Below are 16,375 nucleotides of genomic sequence, written 5' to 3'. Positions count from 1 at the left end.
AATGGCAGATGATGTGAAAGTAATTAAGCTGGAAATAGAGTCACCTAATGAAGCGATCGCTTTATTGGGCAATGGGGATTCAAATGTGAAAGTGCTTGAAGAGGAGCTAGGCATTTCCGTCATTACCCGGGGTGAAGCGGTGAGTGTTGCCGGGGATATCGAGCGCGTAACGATGGGACAGGAAATACTTAAGGCACTATTGACAGTGATCAGAAAAGGAATTGCAATCAGCTCTAGAGATGTGCTTTATGCAATTGAATTGGCAAGAAAAGGCACCTTGGAGTATTTTGGTGAATTATATGATGAGGAAATCGCGAAAACGGCTAAGGGGAAATCCATTAAAGTCAAAACTATCGGGCAGAGATACTATATCCAGGCAATAAAGAAACATGACCTGGTATTTGGAATTGGGCCTGCCGGAACCGGGAAGACCTATCTTGCTGTTGTAATGGCGATCAATGCATTGAAAAATGGACATGTAAAACGGATCATCCTGACACGTCCTGCCGTCGAAGCGGGCGAAAGCCTGGGTTTTCTGCCTGGTGATCTAAAAGAAAAGGTAGATCCTTACCTACGGCCGCTGTATGACGCTCTCCATGACCTCCTTGGGATGGAACAGACCCAACGGATGATAGAGCGCGGAACGATCGAAATAGCTCCTCTGGCTTATATGAGGGGCCGTACGCTTGAAGATGCCTTTGTCATTTTGGATGAAGCCCAAAATACGACGGAAGCCCAAATGAAGATGTTCCTGACCCGGCTAGGGTTCGGATCGAAAATGGTCATTACGGGAGATCGGACCCAGATTGACCTTCCAAAAGGCATAAAGTCAGGTCTTATACGGGTAGAAGAGATCTTGAAGAATGTTAAAGGCCTTTCCTTTGTTTATTTTGAGCAAAGTGATGTAGTAAGACATCCGCTTGTCGCCAAAATCATTACTGCTTACGAGCAGGCAAAGTGATAAGAAAAAAATCCGCCATTTTCAATCGGCGGATTTTTCGTGATGTGACTAAATGACCTATCTTTTTGGCTAAAAAGTGGATATGGAACGAAAGAAGGTTTACATTTATCAATACGAGGTGAAAATTTACATGAAAACTGTTATGATTTTACATATCTAGAATAATAAACATCATTTTTTAGGAGGACCTTCCTTGAATCGTATCCAGAAATTTTTCACTAAAATAAAAGGGCTGTTGGTCCATCGCTTTTTTCAAGTGTTATTGTTTATCATACTTGGTTTGTTTGCGTATGGGTTAATGTTCTCCAACGTCAAGCCGGAAAAGGTCGAGGTAGAGCTTTTTAAGCCTTCGGAACAAACAATCCGTTCAACGAAGACTGTGGAAGATACCTATAAGACCGAACAGGAAAAAGAAGAGATTTCAAAACAGGTGGCTGATGTATATTCATTAAAAAAAGAATATGCCAAAAATAAAGTCGATCTGATTTCATCCATCTTCGATTCAGCGATTGAGGTGAATAAAGAAACGGACCCCGATAAAGAGCATGATGATGATGGTAAAGAAAATAAAAAAGGGACCATAAAGACGGATGCTCAAAAAGTTTCCATATTAAAAGAAAAATTGACCGATGAAGTCAATAAAAATATTGAGGAATCCGTTTTCCTTGCCTTAGTCCAGGCGGATGAAGATGAGTTGAAAATAGCGAAAGATTCAACCATTACTGCCGTGAATAATGTGATGAGCTCCCGCATCGCTGCCAGTGACGTCGAAAATGCCAAGAAAAAGGTTGTAGAGGAATTGGGCTATATGAGCATTAATAGCGATATGAAGAAAGCTTCCAATTCCCTGGCGCGCACGGCAATCATTCAAAATGTGTTTTTCGATAAGGATAAAACCGAGGAACAGCGACGGAAAGCGGTCGAAAGCGTGGAGCCAATCAGGATCCTCCAGGGACAGATCATCGTAGAAGAGAACCAGTTAGTGGACAGGGATGTATATAGGCAGCTTGAACTGGCAGGCTTTTTAAATACGGAGTCTACCATTTACCCGTATATCGGCCTGCTGCTATTCATATTTCTGACTTTTGCAGCTTTTTATTACTTTTTCTACTTTTCCATTTCCAAAAAGGATAACAAGTACAATCAGTTATTGATCTTCAGTCTTGTCTTTATCCTTTCAATGGCTACCATGAAAACGGTCAGCATTCTGGCAGACCTGAAAAACTCGAATTTGGAATACATTTTCCCGGGTGCCATGGCGGCGATGCTCATCAAGATATTATTGAACGATAAGTTAGCGGTAGCCATGATCATATTGTTAGGCTCATATGGTACGATTATATTTAATGGTGATACGCCTGGTAATCTGGATTTCTCGATGGGGCTTTATATCATTTTCGGGGGATTGACGGCAATCATCATTTTATCGCGGCCCAATTTCAAATCAAAGGTTCTGGTTGCAGGGCTACTATTGTCTTTAATCAATATGGCATTCGTATTTTCACTCATCTTCATCATGGACGGCCATTATACTAGAATGGAGTATTTATATTATGCTGTTGCTGCGATAGGTTCTGGAGTTGGTTCAGCTGTTTTGACCATGGGCCTTTTACCGTTTTTCGAGGCTGGTTTCGGGATCTTATCATCTATTAAGCTTATCGAGCTTTCGAATCCCAATCATCCGTTACTGCGGAAGATCTTGATTGAGGCTCCGGGGACTTATCATCACAGTGTAATGGTCGCCAATTTGGCAGAATCGGCTTGTGAAGCCATTGGATCTAATGGATTGCTGGCAAGGGTCGGCAGTTATTATCATGATATCGGTAAAACGAAACGGCCGCACTTCTTCATCGAAAATCAGATGAACGTGGAGAACCCGCATGATCGGCTGCAGCCTGAAACGAGCAGGGATATCATCATCGCTCATGCCGTTGATGGCGGTGAGATGCTGCGAAGCCACAAATTCCCTAAAGAGATAGTGGATATTGCAGAGCAGCATCATGGGACAACTTTATTGAAATTTTTCTACCATAAGGCAAAAAAACAGGATGATGCCACACTGGAATCGGCTTACCGTTATCCCGGGCCAAGGGCGATAATGAAGGAAGTAGCTGTCATAGGCATTGCCGATAGTGTGGAAGCTGCAGTCAGATCGATGCAGCATCCAACCCCAGAGAAGATTGAAGAACTGGTAAGTTTCATCATCCAGGACAGGATTCAAGATGGTCAATTTGATGAATGTGACATTACTATGAGAGAATTGAGTATCGTGAAGCATTCCTTATGTGAATCGCTTAATGGTATCTTCCACTCCAGGATTGAATATCCGGAGGCGGATAAATTAGGACAGAAGGTGAAAGAATGATTTTAGCTATCGATTTAATGGATGAAACGAACGAAGTATCGGAAGAAGCTCAGCGACTTGTTGAAAGCATTCTGCAATTTGCGGCTAAAAAAGAAAATATTGAAAAAGATACCGAGCTATCAGTTACATTTGTAGACAATGAGAGAATTCGGGAAATCAATAAAGAATATCGTCATAAAGATTCAGTAACCGATGTCATTTCTTTTGCACTTGAAGAAATGGGGGAAGATGAAGTGGAAATTGTCGGGGTGGAAATGCCCCGCATATTAGGCGATATCATCATTTCCATTGAACGCACGAAAGAGCAGGCTGAAGAATATGGGCATTCATTCGATCGTGAACTTGGATTTTTAGCACTGCATGGCTTTCTTCATTTATTAGGTTTCGACCACATGAATGAAGATGATGAAAAAGAGATGTTTACGAAACAAAAGGAGATCTTGGAAGAATATGGACTTTCAAGAGAAGGGTAAAAAAAGGTATCCATTATTAAAAAGTTTCTCTTTTGCCTGTCAGGGAATTTTGGAGGCTGTTCGAACGGAACGCAACATTAAGATTCATTTCGCGTTAACGGCAATCGTCGTTTTCTTTGGCTGGTATTTCTCATTGAATGGGATGGAATGGCTTTTCATTTTGGCGGCCATAGCCGGTACGATTACGTTAGAGCTCGTTAATTCAGCGATTGAAAGGGTAGTTGACCTGGTGACGGATCAAATCCATCCCCTAGCCAAGCAGGCAAAAGATATTGCAGCCGGCGCAGTATTCATATATGCTATATTCTCCATAATAGTTGGATTGATTATCTTTTTGCCTAAGTTTGGCATGTAGGTTGCCAAATGGTACTCAATTTGAAAGGAAGATGTGAATTGAATACGAATGAATTGATTGAGGAAGCTAAAAAAGCTAGAGAAAAAGCTTATGTACCTTATTCCAAATTTAAAGTGGGGGCAGCCCTTTTGACCACTGATGGGAAGGTCTATCATGGTTGTAATATAGAAAATGCTGCGTACAGCATGTGTAATTGTGCCGAAAGGACCGCTTTATTCAGCGCTTATGCCCATAACGATAAAAAGTTCACTAAACTTGCAGTCGTGGCAGATACCGATGGTCCCGTTTCTCCATGCGGGGCGTGCAGGCAGGTTATTTCAGAACTGTGCGACCAGGATATGCCGGTTGTTTTGACCAACTTAAATGGGGATATAAAAGAACTAACAGTACAGGAATTGCTTCCAGGAGCTTTTTCACCGGAGGATTTAAATGGATAAATTATTTGATGATACACAAGTAAAAGGTTACAAATCAGGTTTCATTTCGATAATTGGACGACCTAATGTTGGAAAGAGTACATTTCTGAATCGGGTCATCGGTCAAAAGATCGCGATTATGAGTGATAAACCCCAAACTACAAGAAATAAGGTTCAAGGCGTACTTACGCAAAACGATTCACAAATGATTTTCATTGATACACCAGGCATTCATAAACCAAAGCATAAGCTTGGGGATTTCATGATGAAAGTGGCAACGAATACATTGAAAGAAGTCGATTTGATTCTCTTCATGATCAATGCGACTGAAGGATACGGACGCGGTGACGAGTTTATCATCGAAAAACTTCAAACCGTAAAAACTCCTGTTTTCCTGGTTGTAAACAAAATAGATGCGATGCATCCAGATGATTTACTTCCAATCATTGAAAAATACCAACAGCTTTACCCTTTTGCGGCAGTCGTTCCGATTTCTGCACTTGAAGGAAATAACGTCGATACATTGCTTGAACAAATCAAGGAACACCTACCTGAAGGTCCCCAGTTTTATCCAGCTGACCAAGTGACCGACCATCCGGAACGTTTTATCATTTCCGAATTGGTCCGCGAGAAGGTATTGCACCTGACGCGTGAGGAAATTCCGCATTCAGTGGCTGTTGTCATCGATTCAATTAAAAAAATGGATAACAGTGATACCATTAATGTCATGGCGACGATCGTTGTCGAGCGTGATTCACAAAAAGGCATCGTCATCGGAAAGCAAGGGAAAATGCTTAAAGAAGTCGGTAGCCGTGCCAGAGTGGACATCGAAAACTTATTGGGCTCGAAAGTTTTCTTGGAACTTTGGGTAAAGGTACAGAAGGATTGGCGTAACAAAGCCAGCCAGCTTCGCGATTATGGTTTCAATGAGAGCGAGTATTAATTAACAAAATTTACGAGTCATGAAAGTTTGGAAAACGGTCAAGCTAATCATATGGTCGGATATTCATATTGCTAGTTAAAAATGAAAGGTGGGCTTTATATGTTGGATTTTACCTGGGAATTATTTAGTGAAACAGGTAATGTGGACACCTATTTGCTTTTTAAGGAGATAGAAGTCGAAAGACAGGAAAGACCCTTGGTATTGAAAGATGAGCTAGCAGAAATTGATTTTCCTGTTTCATAGGTTAGTCTTGGCGAACATGGGTGGTGTCTTGGTATGCTCCAAAAATGTGAGGGCATTGTCATAAGGCGAACTGCATATGGAGAAAATAACAAAATCATTACTATATATACCCGAGAGCTAGGAAAAATTGGTGTTATGGCTAGAGGAGCCAGTAAACCTAATAGCAGGCTTGCTGCCGTCACACAGCTTTTTTGCTCCGGGTATTTCCTTGTAACCACTTCAACCGGACTCGGAAGTCTTCAGCAAGGCGAAATGGTCGATTCACTCCGTTACATACGGGAGGATCTTTTTGCGACTGCTTATGCTTCTTATATTGTTGAGTTGCTTGATAAAAGCGTCGATGATAAAAAACCGAATCCATATTTGTATGAATTGCTTTTGCAAACCTTGCATTACATAAACGAAGAATATGACGCAGAGGTTTTGAAATTCATTTTTGAAATGAAGATGCTGCCCGTCAATGGGATTAACCCAGTGCTGAATCAATGTGCTGTTTGTGGCGAAACGGAAGGGGAATTCGCCTTCTCGCTTCGGGAAGCGGGCTTTATTTGTCATCGCTGTCTCGGGAAGGATCCCTATCATTTTAAAATTTCACCTGCAGCCGTCAAATTGCTGAGGATATTTTATTATTTCGATTTATCAAGGCTAGGAAACATTTCCGTCAAGCCTGAAACGAAAAAGGAAATCCAGAAAATAATAGATGCTTATTATGAGGAATATTCCGGTCTCCATTTGAAATCAAAAAAGTTCCTAAAACAGATTGATACGATGAAAGATATGTTTTAAGATCTGACCTATTGACATTCCATGCTAGTTTGTATAAAATTCTAATCATCAAAATAAGAAGATTGCGTTGATGGAAAAGAGTATCTGTCATTCTCCATAAAAAGCGAACCCGGGACGGTGGAAGCCGGGATATGGATTTACAGGGAAGGGCGTTTCCGGAGCATGTTGCTTTGAAAAGAGGCCGTTTTATAAACGGCAATTAGGGTGGAACCGCGGGTATACTCTCGTCCCTATGCATTTCGCATAGGGACGGGAGTTTTTTGTTTGCCTGATAAAGGATTCCGATCCTTAATTTTTAAAGAGCCGTTTAAATAACCTGGAGGTGTACGATGAATATTCAAAATATGATTTTAACGTTACAAAAGCATTGGTCTGAACAAGGCTGCATATTAATGAATGCTTATGATGTAGAAAAAGGGGCAGGAACGATGAGCCCATACACATTCCTGAGAGCCATTGGACCTGAGCCTTGGAGTGTTGCTTACGTGGAGCCATCCCGCCGTCCGGCTGACGGTCGTTATGGCGAGAACCCTAATCGACTGTATCAGCATCATCAGTTCCAAGTGATCATGAAGCCGTCGCCTGACAATATCCAAGATTTATATTTGGATTCATTGCGCGCTTTAGGGATTAATCCGCTAGAGCATGATATTCGTTTTGTGGAGGACAATTGGGAAAACCCATCACTAGGGTGTGCTGGTCTCGGTTGGGAAGTATGGCTTGATGGAATGGAAATCACGCAATTTACATATTTCCAACAAGTGGGCGGCCTTGAATGTAAGCCGGTTTCCGTGGAGATTACATACGGGATCGAACGTCTCGCCTCTTACATTCAAGATAAGGAAAACGTATTTGACCTGGAATGGACAGAAGGATTCACGGTCAGGGATATATTTGGACAGCCGGAATACGAACATTCAAAATATACGTTTGAAACATCCGACCTAGATATGCTGTTTCAACTTTTCACGATGTATGAAAAGGAAGCGCATCGCCAAATGGAAGAAGGGCTTGTGCATCCTGCCTATGATTATGTTTTGAAATGTTCACATACGTTTAACCTTTTGGATGCCAAAGGTGCCATCTCGGTGACGGAAAGAACGGGATATATTGCCCGCTGCCGTAACCTAGCGCGTAAGGTCGCTAAAACCTTCTATGAAGAGCGGGAAAAATTAGGCTTCCCGATTCTGAAAGTGAAAGGGGAGAATACAAATGAGCAAGCGTGATTTGTTATTGGAAATTGGATTGGAAGAGCTGCCAGCACGTTTTGTGACAGCATCCATGAAACAGCTGTCAGATAAAGTGCAGAAATGGCTAATGGAAAAAGCGATTGAATTCGGAGAAGTTGAAGCGTTTTCCACACCAAGACGTTTGGCCATATTGGTGAAAGACGTGGAAGAATCACAAAAGGATATTGAAGAAGAAGCAAAAGGACCGGCTAAGAAAATAGCTTTGGACAGCGAAGGCAATTGGTCTAAAGCCGCATTGGGATTTGTCAGGGGCCAAGGCATGACTTCAGAGGATATTTATTTTAAAGAACTCAAGGGTGTGGAATATGCCCATGTGAATAAATTCATAAAAGGACAGCCGACTGTACAGCTGTTATCTGAGCTTGCTGAAATCATCAGCGGCATGACGTTCCCGAAAAACATGCGTTGGGCCAATCAAGAGCTCCGCTTCGTCCGTCCGATTAAATGGCTGATTGCCTTATTCGGAAATGAAGTGGTGCCATTTAGCATCGCTGGTGTCGAGACGGCCCGTGAAACAAAGGGACATCGTTTCTTGGGCGATAGCGCAATCATCGAGCAGCCGGAACGGTACGAAGAAACGTTAAAAGAACAATTTGTAATGGCGGATCCGGATAAACGCAGACAAGTTATTCTAGATCAGATTAAAGGGCTTGAGCAGGAAAAGGGCTGGATCATCCCGGTCGATGAAGAACTGCTTGAAGAAGTCAATAATTTGGTGGAGTATCCAACGGTGTTATTTGGACACTTCGAAGAAGAATTCCTTGAGCTTCCTCCAGAGGTCCTGATCACTTCAATGAAGGAGCACCAACGTTATTTCCCTGTCAAAGATCAGGACGGCAAGCTACTTGCTTTCTTTGTAACCGTGCGTAATGGTGATGATCGCCATTTGGATAAGGTTTCTAAAGGAAATGAAAAAGTATTGCGTGCACGCCTATCGGATGCAGCATTCTTCTATAAAGAAGATCAGAAAAAAGAGATTTCGGCTGCTTTGAAAAAGCTGGACAGCATCGTTTATCATGAAGAAATTGGTACATTGGCCGAGAAAACTGCCAGAGTAACTGCAGTTACCGGAGTCCTTGCGGATGCCTTGAATTTAAAGGCGGAAAAAGAAATGGCCCTTCGTGCAGCGGAAATTGCCAAGTTCGATTTGGTGAGCCATATGGTTTATGAATTCCCTGAATTGCAAGGGTATATGGGTGAGAAATATGCACTCCTAAAAGGAGAAACCAAGGAAGTGGCCGCAGCTATCAATGAACACTATATGCCAAGGCATGCGGATGACAATGTTCCGCCTTCTGTCATTGGAGCGGTTGTTAGTTTAGCTGAAAAAATTGATACCTTGTCTTCATTCTTCGCTATTGGCGTCATTCCGACAGGTTCCCAGGATCCATACGCACTAAGAAGGCAGGCGAGCGGTGTCGTCCAAATTCTAGCGGAGAAGAAGTGGAATATCTCTTTAGAGGAGCTTATTGTTATAGGTCTTAAAGGTCTAGAATCAAAAGGTATCTTAAAACGTGATCTTGAGGATGTTAAATCTGATATGTTCACATTCTTTAAAGCGCGTGTCAAACACCTGCTGCAAGAACAGCAAATCCGTTACGATTTGATTGACGCAGTTCTGGTCAATGAGATCGGTTATATCCACTCCATCGTGGAACGTGCACACGTCTTGGATGCGAAAAAAGACGAAGCAGGATTTAAAGAAAGTCTGGAAGCTTTAAGCCGCGTCATGAACATTGCCGTGAAATGTGACAATAAAGTGACAGTCGATCCAACTTTCTTTGAAAATGATCAAGAAAAAGCGCTATACGAAAAATATCAAAATGTAGCAATTCGTTATACTGAATCTAAAGATGAGAATGAGCGGTTTGAACAGCTTGTTTCGCTCCAATCGGAAATAGAATCATATTTCGAGAATACAATGGTCATGGCAGACGATGAAGCAATCCGCAGTAACCGTTTATCTCTTATGAAGGAAATCAGTGATATGGTTGCAGGTTTTGCTGCCATGAATAAAATCATCCTTACATAATTGAAAGGGTGTATGGAAATCGGAAACACTTTAAACAAGGGTTTCCGATTTCTATAAAAAGATAAATGGTCAATAAATAGGACAAACATGCCCTTATTAAATAATTTAGTATATAATTATTAAATGAATGACTTTTGTTACTTTACTCTGCGAAAGCAGTGGGGTGGTGATTATAATCCAACTGAATAAGCGTCAGGAACAGATTTTACAAATTGTAAAAGAAAACGGACCGATTACTGGAGAGCATATTGCCGATAGATTGAACCTTACTAGGGCGACTCTTCGTCCAGATCTAGCCATTTTGACGATGGCAGGTTTTCTTGATGCCAGGCCGAGGGTCGGGTATTTCTATACAGGCAGGTCAGGAACACAGCTTTTGACCGACAGCCTTAACCATCTTTATGTACGAGACTACCAATCGATCCCGGTCGTTGTTGACGAAGGCATTTCCGTATATGATGCAATAGTCATGATGTTTTTAGAAGATGTCGGGACAATGTTCGTTGTCGATAAGCATGCATTGCTTGTTGGTGTCTTATCAAGGAAAGACTTGTTGCGTGCGAGTATTGGGAAACAAGAGCTTAACTCCATTCCAGTCAATATCATCATGACTAGGATGCCCAATATTACAATGTGTTCAAAAGAAGACCTTTTGATTGATGTTGCCAAAAAATTGATTGATAAGCAAATCGACTCATTACCGGTCGTCAAAGACACAGAAAAAGGCTATGAAGTAATTGGAAGAATTACAAAAACCAATATTACGAAAGCATTCGTAGCTTTGGCTGATGAAGGCTATTAGGGGGCTTGCAAAAGGAATGACGGAGAATATGAACGGTTCTATTATATATGTTGTATCGGATTCAGTAGGGGAAACAGCGGAATTGGTTACAAAAGCAGCTGCAAGCCAGTTCTCGGGATCTGCTTTTTCCATAAAGCGAATTCCGTACATTGAAGATGAACAAAACGTGGATGAAGTGATTTCACTGGCTAAATTAGATGGGGCGATCATTGCTTATACCCTTGTGAAGCCAGCTATTAGAGCGTATATGAAAGCACAGGTCGAAAAAGAAAACCTGTCTGCTTATGACATTTTAGGGCCGCTTATGGACATCCTTCAGGAAAGGGCACCAAAAGGGCCTCTTAATGAACCTGGTCTTGTAAGAAAGCTGGATGATGATTATTTCAAGCGTGTGGAAGCCATTGAATTTGCAGTAAAATATGATGATGGACGTGATCCCCGAGGCATTTTACGTGCTGATATCGTCCTTGTAGGTGTTTCACGCACTTCAAAAACACCGTTATCACAGTATTTAGCCCACAAACGCTATAAAGTGGCGAATGTACCTTTAGTGCCTGAGGTGGAACCGCCAGAAGAGCTGTTTTTGGTGCCGCCTGAAAAATGCATTGGTTTAAAGATCAGTCCGGAAAAGCTGAACCATATTCGCAAAGAACGATTAAAGTCACTCGGGCTCAATGATCATGCGATCTACGCAAATGTGGAGCGAATAAAAGAAGAATTGACATACTTTGATAAAATCATATCAAGGCTGAACTGTCCAATTATTGATGTAACCAATAAAGCTGTTGAAGAAACAGCCAATTTGATCATCAATATCCTTCAAAACAAAAATCGTTGATCCATATAATCAAGGCAAACCAAAATGTGAGCTTGACACTTTAAGTGTCAGCTCACATTTTAATGCCAAGGTCAATAAAGGGAATATCAAGAATGAATTGAAAATAAATACATATAATTCCTCTGCTTTTCCAAATGTAAATCCATTGATTTGCATGAAAATAAAATCGGAATTTAAATGTTGGCATCTTCTAATCAAATAGACTATAATAAAAAATTGTGAGAAAAAAGTAATCTTAAGGTTTAGACTTAATTAATAAGGAATAAACTAAAGGTTAATGAGATGTCAAGGTTTTTATCATAAAAATAATTCGACATGTTCCGTATAATTCAAAATGGGTGGGCCTTATTCAAGGGAAAAGTGGCGCTTTCACTTAAGAAAGCTGGTATTCCTTGAAGAATAAATGTTGGCTTCTTTAGAGGGAACTCTATGAACCAATGCTGAAAATTCACTATATCTTCATAAAGTTTAGGGGAGAAAAAGGATTATGCAGAAAGATGTAGAATTAGAAGGTATGAATAATAAACCTACCATACACGTCGATGCCGATGCATGCCCGGTGAAAGACGAGATCCTTCATTGTGCAGGATTGCACGATGTTGAAGTCTGTTTTGTTGCATCATATAAAAATATGATGAATAACCCTGAAGGTAAATGGGTATATGTCGATGCAGACAAAGAAGCGGCAGATCTTTATATAGTAAATTCAGTAAAAAAGGGTGATATCGTCGTTACTGCAGATATTGGTTTGGCTGGGACCCTGCTTCCTAAAAGCGTTTATGTTCTTTCGCCTAGGGGAAAAGAATACACCGAAGAGAATATTTTCATGCTATTGGATATGCGTTATCAGTCGGCGAAACTCCGCAGGCAGGGTAAACATACGAAAGGGCCGAAAGCATTCACAAAGGAAGACCGTATATGTTTTACAAATAAACTTTTGAAAACTTTGTCGAACTTTGCAGGGAATTAGGAAACAGTATCGAATTAGAAACTATCACCAGTATTGCAAGGTGGAAAAATGATAAATGGCCGTATAGAAGATGAAAAAATTAACCAAATTCGCGAAGCTGTTGACATTGTTGATTTAATTGGGGAGTATGTCCAGCTGAAGAAGCAAGGGCGCAATTATTTTGGCCTTTGTCCTTTTCATGGTGAAAACTCGCCCTCGTTTTCCGTTTCAGCGGAAAAGCAAATCTTTCACTGTTTTGGTTGTGGGGCAGGCGGAAATATTTTTACCTTCTTAATGGATATAGAAGGCTACAACTTTGTGGAATCTGCAAAAGTTTTAGCTGAAAAAGGAAATGTTCCTTTGGATGTTGAAATTAATAAGGATTCCAAGCGTTCTAACATGCCTGCAGGCTCTCAGCAAATGGTTGAAGCCCATGACCTGCTGCGAAAGTTTTATCATCATCTCCTCGTTAACACGAAGGAGGGCCAGGATGCTCTCGAATATTTACTTAAACGAGGGTTCACTGAAGAGACGATAGAAAAGTTCCAAATTGGCTACTCTTTGGATTCATGGGACTTCGTATCCAAGTTTCTTTTAAAACGTGGGTTTCCAGCAGAATACATGGAGCAGGCAGGGCTTATTATTTACAGGGAAAAAGACGAGTCATATTTTGACCGTTTCAGAAATAGAGTCATGTTTCCAATTATGGATCATCAAGGAAATACGATTGCGTTTTCAGGGAGAGCGATGGGGGACGATGAGCCCAAATATTTGAATAGCCCTGAAACGCCAATCTTTAATAAAAGTAAAACTTTATATAATTTCCATCATGCAAGACCGCACATACGAAAGAAAGAACAAGTAGTCATTTTTGAAGGCTTTGCCGATTGTATTTCAGCTGTTCGTGCAGGTGTAGAAAATTCAGTCGCTACAATGGGGACTGCCCTGACGGAACAGCATATCCAGCTTTTAAAAAGAAATACTGACCAGATACTTATTTGCTACGATTCGGACTCTGCGGGATTGAACGCAGCCAATCGCGCAGTTAATATGCTACAGGACCATGACTTTTCCGTGAAAGTCGCTCACATGCCTGATAACTTGGACCCCGATGACTACATAAAGGAATTCGGTGAAAAAAGCTTTGTTTCTGAAGTAATAGGGGACAGTTTAACCTACATGGCATTCAAAATGCATTATTTGCGTCGAGGGAAAAATGTAAATAATGAAGGAGATCGAATTCAATATATCGAAGAAGTCCTTAAAGAAATTTCGCGATTGCCCAATGCAGTGGAGAGGGATCATTATCTCCGGCAGTTATCCTCTGAATTTTCCCTATCATTGGATGCGCTGGAACAGCAGCAGCGACAGGTGTTCTTTACGGAACGCAAGAAGGGGGCACTGCCGCAGCCTGCAGCCCAAAAGAAAATGGCCCTGCAATATGAGCATAAGTTAAAGCCTGCTCACCATAATGCTGAAACGAAGTTGATTGCCCATATGCTAAAAAGCAGGGATATGACTTTTAAAATTCAGCAGCTGCTTGGGCAAACGGTCTTTCATGTAGACGAACATCAGGCAATCATCACCTATTTATATGCGTTCTATGAAGATGGACACGAACCGGATACAAGCTTTTTCCTTACTTATTTACCGGATCCAAACTTGAGAAGGATCGTTTCGGAAATAGAAATGATGTCAGTGAATGAGGAAGTTACCGATAAAGAACTGACCGATTGTATAAATCAAGTGTTGAAATATGAAAAGTTGTTAAAGATAAAAGAAAAACAAGTTGAAGAAAAAGATGCAGTTAGACGGAGTGATTATGTCGCTGCTGCACAAATTGCCATGGAAATCATTAAATTGCGTAAAATGTTGTAGTCGTTTAGGTGTAAGTCCTGGAAGGAGGGGAACTAATGGCTGAAAAACCAGCACGTTCCAAACAAGTTGATAATGAATTTAGCCTTGAACAGGTTAAAGAAAAATTAATAGAGCTAGGTAAAAAACGAGGCTCTTTGACTTTAGAAAAAATCGCTGAAATGATTGGCGGTTTTGAGTTAGATTCCGATCAAATGGATGAGTTCTATGAGGTGTTAACAGAAAACGGCGTCGAGATACTCACGGATGGTGAGGAAGACGAAGATGAAGATGATCCTGATGAGAAGAAACTTGCAAAAGAAGAGGAGTTTGACTTAAATGATTTAAGTGTTCCTCCTGGCGTAAAAATTAATGATCCAGTCCGTATGTACTTAAAGGAAATCGGACGGGTCGACCTTTTATCGGCAGAAGAGGAAATCTCTCTGGCGACGCGAATTGAGGATGGAGATGAAGAAGCGAAACGCCGATTGGCTGAAGCTAACCTTCGTCTTGTTGTCAGTATTGCCAAGCGCTATGTCGGACGCGGCATGCTTTTCCTTGATTTGATTCAGGAAGGTAATATGGGACTTATCAAAGCAGTAGAAAAATTTGATTACCGCAAGGGATTCAAATTCAGTACGTATGCAACATGGTGGATTCGCCAAGCCATAACCCGTGCCATTGCCGACCAAGCAAGAACGATCCGGATACCGGTGCATATGGTTGAAACCATCAATAAATTGATCCGTGTCCAAAGACAGCTTCTTCAGGATTTAGGACGTGAACCTTCTCCGGAAGAAATTGCAGAAGATATGGACTTAACTCCTGAAAAAGTTCGTGAAATCTTGAAAATAGCTCAGGAGCCGGTTTCCCTGGAAACGCCAATAGGTGAAGAAGACGATTCCCATTTAGGTGATTTCATTGAAGACCAGGATGCTACTTCCCCATCAGAACATGCAGCATATGAACTTTTGAAAGAACAGCTTGAAGACGTATTGGATACACTTACTGACCGTGAAGAGAACGTCTTGAGACTCCGCTTTGGACTTGATGATGGCCGCACTCGGACACTTGAAGAGGTAGGTAAGGTGTTTGGGGTTACCCGCGAGCGTATCCGTCAAATCGAAGCGAAGGCGTTACGAAAACTGAGACATCCAAGCCGCAGCAAACGCTTGAAAGATTTCTTGGAATAAAATATATTTTGCCCTTTACAGAGCCCTCTTTGAATGCCCAGCGTTCGGGAGCGGCTTTTTTTTTGAAATTTGATGTAAAAAATTCCTCGTAAGAACAAAAAATTTAACCAGTTATCTATATAATGGAGATGGGTTTAACTCGATAACTGAGTTTCCACAACCTAAAAGAGCGGCAAAAAGCTGTTAAAAAGAAATGACCGGCATGAGGATGTGAAATTCATGGATGAGATGAGAAAGAAAATCATCATTCAAGAAAAAAACTCCTGGAAGGAAAGTCGTATGCTTCTGGAGCAATATTGTGATTACCTGCTTGCATTATACTGACAAGGCGAACTACCGCCTGCAAATTTTAATAAAACCTGGAGTGATAAGAAAGACATTCTTTCAGGACTGTTGATTGGAGCCCTTTTTGCATTTATTGTATTTTTGAATTATTTTACTGAAATACCCATAAGAATGCAAATGCTCATGACAACAATTTCTATCATTGCCTTTGAACTGGCGGTCCGCCGCTTTATCGGCAGGAAAATAATTTTTCAGATCATGGCACCCGGCAAAGCGGGTACTCTTTATGTTTTCTTGTTCATAAATTGCGGACTCTGGATTTTAATGGGCAAAAAACTGAAGCTGCTCCATTTCTTCATAGCGGGAGGCCTGGGGGCAATAGTCATTGCTTACTTTTTAATAATATAATTCAAAGACATTTTAGCGGTTTTAAATGGTGAATTTAGGGTATTATGAAATATATGTAAGAAGAAATGAAAATGTTTGGAAATATACATAAATTTTTGACAATTTTAAGAAATTATATAATATCTTCTATTTTTGGGCTTTTACTTGAAACTCTTTTCAAGTAAAATAATATATAGTTGTTTGTATATAATATTAAATATGGTAAGTTTAGGTTCTACATAG

General features: G+C 40.9%; 16 protein-coding genes and 1 other annotated feature. All 16 genes read left to right on the top strand.

The annotated features are described in order from the left end of the window. The first annotated feature begins 1 nt into the window (after nt 1). The 16 genes from UP17_RS16710 (at nt 2) to UP17_RS16640 (ending at nt 16,153) form a co-directional block, all read left to right on the top strand. On the top strand, nt 2–961 hold the full coding sequence (locus tag UP17_RS16710) for a PhoH family protein (RefSeq protein ID WP_061464102.1): 960 nt from the start codon (nt 2–4) through the stop codon (nt 959–961). Between the two features lie 193 nt (nt 962–1,154). Beyond that, a complete protein-coding gene (locus tag UP17_RS16705) occupies nt 1,155–3,326 on the top strand; it encodes an HD family phosphohydrolase (protein WP_061464101.1) in 2,172 nt (723 codons plus the stop codon). Further along, complete coding sequence (ybeY, locus tag UP17_RS16700; protein ID WP_061464100.1) at nt 3,323–3,799, top strand: rRNA maturation RNase YbeY; 477 nt, start codon at nt 3,323–3,325, stop codon at nt 3,797–3,799. The genes UP17_RS16705 and ybeY overlap by 4 nt, the downstream gene beginning before the upstream one ends. Continuing rightward, complete coding sequence (locus tag UP17_RS16695; protein ID WP_061464099.1) at nt 3,777–4,154, top strand: diacylglycerol kinase family protein; 378 nt, start codon at nt 3,777–3,779, stop codon at nt 4,152–4,154. The genes ybeY and UP17_RS16695 overlap by 23 nt, the downstream gene beginning before the upstream one ends. A gap of 38 nt (nt 4,155–4,192) precedes the next feature. Next, nucleotides 4,193–4,591, top strand: a complete 399-nt coding sequence (locus tag UP17_RS16690; RefSeq protein WP_089361537.1) for a cytidine deaminase — start codon at nt 4,193–4,195, stop codon at nt 4,589–4,591. Continuing rightward, a complete protein-coding gene (gene era / locus UP17_RS16685; RefSeq protein WP_061464097.1) occupies nt 4,584–5,513 on the top strand; it encodes a GTPase Era in 930 nt (309 codons plus the stop codon). The genes UP17_RS16690 and era overlap by 8 nt, the downstream gene beginning before the upstream one ends. 99 nt (nt 5,514–5,612) lie before the next feature. After that, on the top strand, nt 5,613–5,756 hold the full coding sequence (locus UP17_RS26785; RefSeq protein ID WP_081108859.1) for a YqzL family protein: 144 nt from the start codon (nt 5,613–5,615) through the stop codon (nt 5,754–5,756). A 33-nt stretch (nt 5,757–5,789) separates the two neighbouring features. Further along, nucleotides 5,790–6,542, top strand: a complete 753-nt coding sequence (gene recO, locus UP17_RS16680; protein WP_061464096.1) for a DNA repair protein RecO — start codon at nt 5,790–5,792, stop codon at nt 6,540–6,542. A gap of 58 nt (nt 6,543–6,600) precedes the next feature. Next, nucleotides 6,601–6,777, top strand: a binding site (T-box leader). A 94-nt stretch (nt 6,778–6,871) separates the two neighbouring features. Beyond that, nucleotides 6,872–7,768, top strand: coding sequence for a glycine--tRNA ligase subunit alpha (glyQ, locus tag UP17_RS16675; RefSeq protein WP_061464095.1), 897 nt, complete (start codon nt 6,872–6,874; stop codon nt 7,766–7,768). Continuing rightward, nucleotides 7,755–9,824: a glycine--tRNA ligase subunit beta gene (gene glyS / locus UP17_RS16670; RefSeq protein ID WP_061464094.1), complete on the top strand. Its 2,070-nt coding sequence runs from the start codon at nt 7,755–7,757 to the stop codon at nt 9,822–9,824. Before glyQ ends, glyS begins: the two co-directional genes overlap by 14 nt. 127 nt (nt 9,825–9,951) lie before the next feature. After that, a complete protein-coding gene (locus UP17_RS16665) occupies nt 9,952–10,626 on the top strand; it encodes a transcriptional regulator CcpN (RefSeq protein WP_155727348.1) in 675 nt (224 codons plus the stop codon). Between the two features lie 16 nt (nt 10,627–10,642). Then, entirely contained in the window at nt 10,643–11,464 is an 822-nt protein-coding gene (locus UP17_RS16660) for a pyruvate, water dikinase regulatory protein (RefSeq protein WP_230160715.1), read from the top strand. 514 nt (nt 11,465–11,978) lie between these two features. Further along, entirely contained in the window at nt 11,979–12,434 is a 456-nt protein-coding gene (locus UP17_RS16655; RefSeq protein ID WP_061466148.1) for a YaiI/YqxD family protein, read from the top strand. A gap of 51 nt (nt 12,435–12,485) precedes the next feature. After that, on the top strand, nt 12,486–14,291 hold the full coding sequence (dnaG, locus tag UP17_RS16650; protein ID WP_155727533.1) for a DNA primase: 1,806 nt from the start codon (nt 12,486–12,488) through the stop codon (nt 14,289–14,291). Nucleotides 14,292–14,326: 35 nt separating this feature from the next. Beyond that, nucleotides 14,327–15,460, top strand: a complete 1,134-nt coding sequence (gene rpoD, locus UP17_RS16645) for an RNA polymerase sigma factor RpoD (RefSeq protein WP_061464092.1) — start codon at nt 14,327–14,329, stop codon at nt 15,458–15,460. A gap of 468 nt (nt 15,461–15,928) precedes the next feature. Next, on the top strand, nt 15,929–16,153 hold the full coding sequence (locus tag UP17_RS16640; RefSeq protein ID WP_155727347.1) for a hypothetical protein: 225 nt from the start codon (nt 15,929–15,931) through the stop codon (nt 16,151–16,153). The last annotated feature ends 222 nt before the right edge of the window (nt 16,154–16,375 follow it).

The sequence above is a fragment of the Peribacillus simplex genome (assembly GCF_001578185.1).
GTDB lineage: Bacteria > Bacillota > Bacilli > Bacillales > DSM-1321 > Peribacillus > Peribacillus simplex_A.
The sequence above is the reverse complement of the archived record's forward strand: the minus strand, read 5'-3'. Positions and strand labels throughout refer to the sequence as shown.

Excerpts from the sequence above, each read along its gene's own strand:
- glyS (WP_061464094.1), top strand. The coding sequence starts at position 7,755 with ATGAGCAAGCGTGATTTGTTATTGGAAATTGGATTGGAAGAGCTGCCA.
- UP17_RS16695 (WP_061464099.1), top strand. The coding sequence starts at position 3,777 with ATGGACTTTCAAGAGAAGGGTAAAAAAAGGTATCCATTATTAAAAAGT.
- UP17_RS16660 (WP_230160715.1), top strand. The coding sequence starts at position 10,643 with ATGACGGAGAATATGAACGGTTCTATTATATATGTTGTATCGGATTCA.
- rpoD (WP_061464092.1), top strand. The coding sequence starts at position 14,327 with ATGGCTGAAAAACCAGCACGTTCCAAACAAGTTGATAATGAATTTAGC.
- UP17_RS16640 (WP_155727347.1), top strand. The coding sequence starts at position 15,929 with ATGACAACAATTTCTATCATTGCCTTTGAACTGGCGGTCCGCCGCTTT.
- UP17_RS26785 (WP_081108859.1), top strand. The coding sequence starts at position 5,613 with ATGTTGGATTTTACCTGGGAATTATTTAGTGAAACAGGTAATGTGGAC.
- ybeY (WP_061464100.1), top strand. The coding sequence starts at position 3,323 with ATGATTTTAGCTATCGATTTAATGGATGAAACGAACGAAGTATCGGAA.
- recO (WP_061464096.1), top strand. The coding sequence starts at position 5,790 with ATGCTCCAAAAATGTGAGGGCATTGTCATAAGGCGAACTGCATATGGA.
- glyQ (WP_061464095.1), top strand. The coding sequence starts at position 6,872 with ATGAATATTCAAAATATGATTTTAACGTTACAAAAGCATTGGTCTGAA.
- era (WP_061464097.1), top strand. The coding sequence starts at position 4,584 with ATGGATAAATTATTTGATGATACACAAGTAAAAGGTTACAAATCAGGT.
- UP17_RS16710 (WP_061464102.1), top strand. The coding sequence starts at position 2 with ATGGCAGATGATGTGAAAGTAATTAAGCTGGAAATAGAGTCACCTAAT.
- UP17_RS16655 (WP_061466148.1), top strand. The coding sequence starts at position 11,979 with ATGAATAATAAACCTACCATACACGTCGATGCCGATGCATGCCCGGTG.
- UP17_RS16665 (WP_155727348.1), top strand. The coding sequence starts at position 9,952 with ATGACTTTTGTTACTTTACTCTGCGAAAGCAGTGGGGTGGTGATTATA.